The organism is Microcystis sp. M165S2 (assembly GCF_020245885.1).
Taxonomy (GTDB): Bacteria; Cyanobacteriota; Cyanobacteriia; order Cyanobacteriales; family Microcystaceae; genus Microcystis.
In genome coordinates this window covers 1-3,233 of the sequence record NZ_JADBTZ010000191.1, presented here as the reverse complement: position 1 = coordinate 3,233, position 3,233 = coordinate 1, and the positions used below count along the sequence as shown (strand labels likewise).

General features: G+C 37.9%; 6 protein-coding genes and 2 pseudogenes. 6 read left to right on the top strand and 2 right to left on the bottom strand.

The window, feature by feature from the left end; all coding sequences use genetic code 11:
- Positions 1-110 (bottom strand): helix-turn-helix domain-containing protein (locus tag IM479_RS10040; RefSeq protein WP_287685074.1); only part of this gene is annotated, 110 nt, incomplete at its 3' end.
- Positions 111-201: 91 nt separating this feature from the next.
- Between IM479_RS10040 and IM479_RS10035 the strand changes: the two genes are divergently transcribed.
- The 6 genes and pseudogenes from IM479_RS10035 to IM479_RS10010 all read left to right on the top strand — a co-directional run bounded on the left by IM479_RS10035 (position 202) and on the right by IM479_RS10010 (position 3,096).
- A complete protein-coding gene (locus IM479_RS10035) occupies positions 202-1,068 on the top strand; it encodes an alpha/beta fold hydrolase (protein ID WP_287685073.1) in 867 nt (288 codons plus the stop codon).
- Positions 1,069-1,167: 99 nt separating this feature from the next.
- Positions 1,168-1,362: pseudogene (locus tag IM479_RS10030) on the top strand (hypothetical protein); the annotation flags it as partial.
- Positions 1,363-1,710: 348 nt separating this feature from the next.
- Entirely contained in the window at positions 1,711-1,944 is a 234-nt protein-coding gene (locus tag IM479_RS10025; RefSeq protein WP_286827059.1) for a hypothetical protein, read from the top strand.
- A gap of 35 nt (positions 1,945-1,979) precedes the next feature.
- Positions 1,980-2,240 (top strand): DUF4160 domain-containing protein, encoded by a 261-nt coding sequence (locus tag IM479_RS10020; protein ID WP_158201019.1) that lies wholly within the window; start codon positions 1,980-1,982, stop codon positions 2,238-2,240.
- Between the two features lie 3 nt (positions 2,241-2,243).
- Complete coding sequence (locus IM479_RS10015; protein ID WP_158201018.1) at positions 2,244-2,558, top strand: DUF2442 domain-containing protein; 315 nt, start codon at positions 2,244-2,246, stop codon at positions 2,556-2,558.
- Between the two features lie 127 nt (positions 2,559-2,685).
- The gene (locus IM479_RS10010; protein ID WP_287685071.1) at positions 2,686-3,096 is read left to right on the top strand and encodes a hypothetical protein; all 411 of its coding nucleotides are present in this window, start codon (positions 2,686-2,688) and stop codon (positions 3,094-3,096) included.
- Between the two features lie 12 nt (positions 3,097-3,108).
- Here the strand turns inward: IM479_RS10010 and IM479_RS10005 are convergent.
- Positions 3,109-3,233, bottom strand: a pseudogene (locus tag IM479_RS10005) (IS630 family transposase); the annotation flags it as partial.

The following is a 3,233-nucleotide window of genomic DNA, read 5'->3' as shown; positions in this document are numbered from 1 at the left end:
CTGACATGGAGAGCTTTATTGTAAACTAATCTTACACAGCCCAAGGTGCGCCGCAATAGCGACTTTTGTTCGGGTGTTGGGTAAAATCGAAACCAATAGGCTTTTTCCATGGGGAGCATTTTAGCATATATTCCGTAAATGCGCTAGTATTTAACGGTAAAGCCGTCGTAGAACGACGGGGTTTCAGACCCAAAATTTTCGATGATTATGAATCCCCCATTAACCATGGCTATTTTAGAAAATTTTCTCGAAGTCGGCTCTCTCAAGTGGTTTTATCGACAGGTTAACCCCGCTCAACAACCAGATACAACCCCCGTGATCCTACTTCATGGTTTACCCGCCCATAGCTATATTTGGCGGGAATTATTAACCAGTTTAGAAGAATATAACATTAATGCTATTGCCCCCGATTGGATCGGTTCCGGTTTATCCGCTAAACCCGATGCCAGAGAATTCGCCTACACACCTAGTGCTTTTTGTCAAGCCTTGGCCGATTTTATTCAAGCTCTCCAATTGCCGAAAATCTCGTTAATTGTGCAAGGTTTTTTAGCCTCCGTCGGCCTACAATACGCCCTAGAAAATCCCGATAAAATTGAGCGCTTGGTCGTTTTAAATACTCCCCTCTCCAGGGATGTCAAATTACCCTGGATAATGAAACAATGGGGCCTACCTTTCCTCGGAGATATGGCGACTCAAGATCCCTTATTAGTCGATCGTACTTTAGAAACTGGTAGCGGTTTTGTGATTAGTGATGCAGATCTGGCTATTTTCCGTCAACCTTATCTAAAAACTTCGGCAGTGGGTCGCGCTTTACTGGCCACGATTCGCAATTTAAACCTATCGAAAACTATGGCAGAAATTGAGACAGGTTTAGAGAACTTGGAAAAACCTATCCTTTTTGTCTGGGGAATGGGCGATCCTTGGTTATCTTCTGTCACTGTGGAAAAATTGGCCACTAAATCAGGAGTGGAATTAATCTCCCTTGCGGAAGCGAAACACTATCCCCAAGAACATTGGTCTAAAGAAATTAATCCCCGGATTATTAATTTTCTCGGACGCAAAACCTAAACCCCGATACTTTCTGGGAATTGATAGCCAAATCTCCCTAGAAAGTATTGATCAAGTCAACCTTAGTATATCACTGTAGTTCGACACGGGCCACAGCTTATGGAAAGACTAGCTTTAGGAAGGATAAATATAACAAATAATCCCCCAGATATTAATAATTTAACCGATTGGGAGCGAGTTAAATCGATGAGTGATGCAGAAATCGAGGCTAATGCTTTGTCTGATCCCGATGCGCTCCCTTTTGATGATGATTGGGAAAATGCGATGATCATTTCTCCAAAGCTAAAGTCCACTAAAGGGACTATTAGCGATCGCTTTCTGTTAACTTACCCCGATAAAACCAAGGAGAGTGAATAATGCAAACCGTCCAAATAACAAAAATAAAACCTGTCCTTGTCATTGCGAGGGGGTGATTGAGAGACCATATTTAGTCCCAATACCATAATTCCCCCGAAGCAATCCCAACCCGCTAGTCTTCGAGGCTGCTACGCAGAACATTCTGCTAGGCTGCATTCGCATCGGACATTGTTAATTATTCATCGGCGACGCTATAAATGTTATAATGGTTGTATTTAATGAGAGACAGATAGATGAGACAAAACCTCTCAAGATTTAACTTTTTAGCCAAATAGGAAAATTTTCATGATCAACACAATCAATCTTCAAATCACTTTTGAATCTTTAACTCAAGTGATTAACTCCCTTGACTTAACGCAAAAAAAACAATTATTAGAAATATTAGAACAACAAATTTTTGAAGCTGAAGAAACCTCCTATCAAGATGACGAGGAAACCCTCGCAGAACTTCAAAAAGTTCGGGATGAATACCAATCAGGCGACTATGTAACCCTTGAACAATACTTGAGCAAGGATTAAATCACAATTTATTCCATTAACTCTATTGATCTAAGATGCCAGAAATTAGTCGTTTTCTAGGAATTATTATCACTATGTACTACAATGACCATTCACCCCCTCATTTTCATGTCCGCTACAATCAGCAAAAAGCGATTATTGACATTAAAAATCTAGCTATCTTAAGAGGTCAACTATCTCCGAGAATTCTTGGTTTAGTGATTGAATGGGCTGCTATTCATCAACAAGAATTACTGGAAAATTGGCAACTTGCTAAACTCAATCAAACTTTACAACCGATTTCCCCATTAGAATAAACCATGTTAAAAGACATTATTGAAGTAAAACCCCTCAATGATTATCAACTTTATCTTAAATTTGAAGATGATCGAGATGGCATTATTGATCTTAAAGAAATTATTGAATTTGTCGGCATTTTTGAACCTCTCAAAGAATTAGCTTTTTTTAAAACAGTCAAAATTAATCCCGATTGGGGAACAATTTATTGGGAAAATGGTGCTGATTTAGATCCAGATGTTCTTTATTCTATCATCACCGATCAATCTCTTAACAGCCTAGAAACAAATAACTTACAATGGAAACCCTTGATCACCTATACCAACCATAAAAATTAAAGCAGTGTTAGTCAAGAAAATGTACAATCACATAGAGTTCCTAAAATATGGTAATAATATAATTGGCTAGTCAAATATATGAATTTTTGCCGCTAGTTAAAGATTGTTGATCGGAGTGGTTTTAATCATGGATAAGAAACTATTATTAATGGTCTCATATTTAGTAGGGTTAAATTGTCTGTTTTTCAGTGACCCTCCTGCCGTATATGCTTCTGATTCTGCCTTTATATATTCCTGTAGTTTTATCAAAAAAAAGGAAGTAATAAAACCGTCTGGCATTTGTCTAGTGCATAGTTCCATGTCTCAAGGCGTTTATAGCGGAGCAATTTTATGGGAAGATAATACAGTGACAACTTATGAAGGAGATTTTAATAGATCTGCAATTGATGTAATGGTCAATAACCGACCGGCTGTTCGCTCAGATAATCCTCAAGGAAAAGGATATTGTTTTACTCTTCTCGATAATGAAAGTCAGTTATGCTTGTATGAAACAGAGCAAAAATCTTATTTCCCTTTTTTGGCAAGCTGCAGTTTTTAAGCTTTTACGCATTTAAGTTACATTGACAGCATTACCCTTATTTTTAAGCTTTCTACTCCATTTAATAATCAATCCCCCTTCATTTAAAAGCTGATTGACTACTTTTTCCAGTTCTTCTTTATTTTCAAATTCTCGAT

Bases quoted from the DNA above. Each gene is read 5' to 3' on its own strand.
- IM479_RS10035 (WP_287685073.1), top strand. From the start codon at position 202: ATGATTATGAATCCCCCATTAACCATGGCTATTTTAGAAAATTTTCTC.
- IM479_RS10025 (WP_286827059.1), top strand. From the start codon at position 1,711: ATGATCAACACAATCAATCTTCAAATCACTTTTGAATCTTTAACTCAA.
- IM479_RS10020 (WP_158201019.1), top strand. From the start codon at position 1,980: ATGCCAGAAATTAGTCGTTTTCTAGGAATTATTATCACTATGTACTAC.
- IM479_RS10010 (WP_287685071.1), top strand. From the start codon at position 2,686: ATGGATAAGAAACTATTATTAATGGTCTCATATTTAGTAGGGTTAAAT.
- IM479_RS10015 (WP_158201018.1), top strand. From the start codon at position 2,244: ATGTTAAAAGACATTATTGAAGTAAAACCCCTCAATGATTATCAACTT.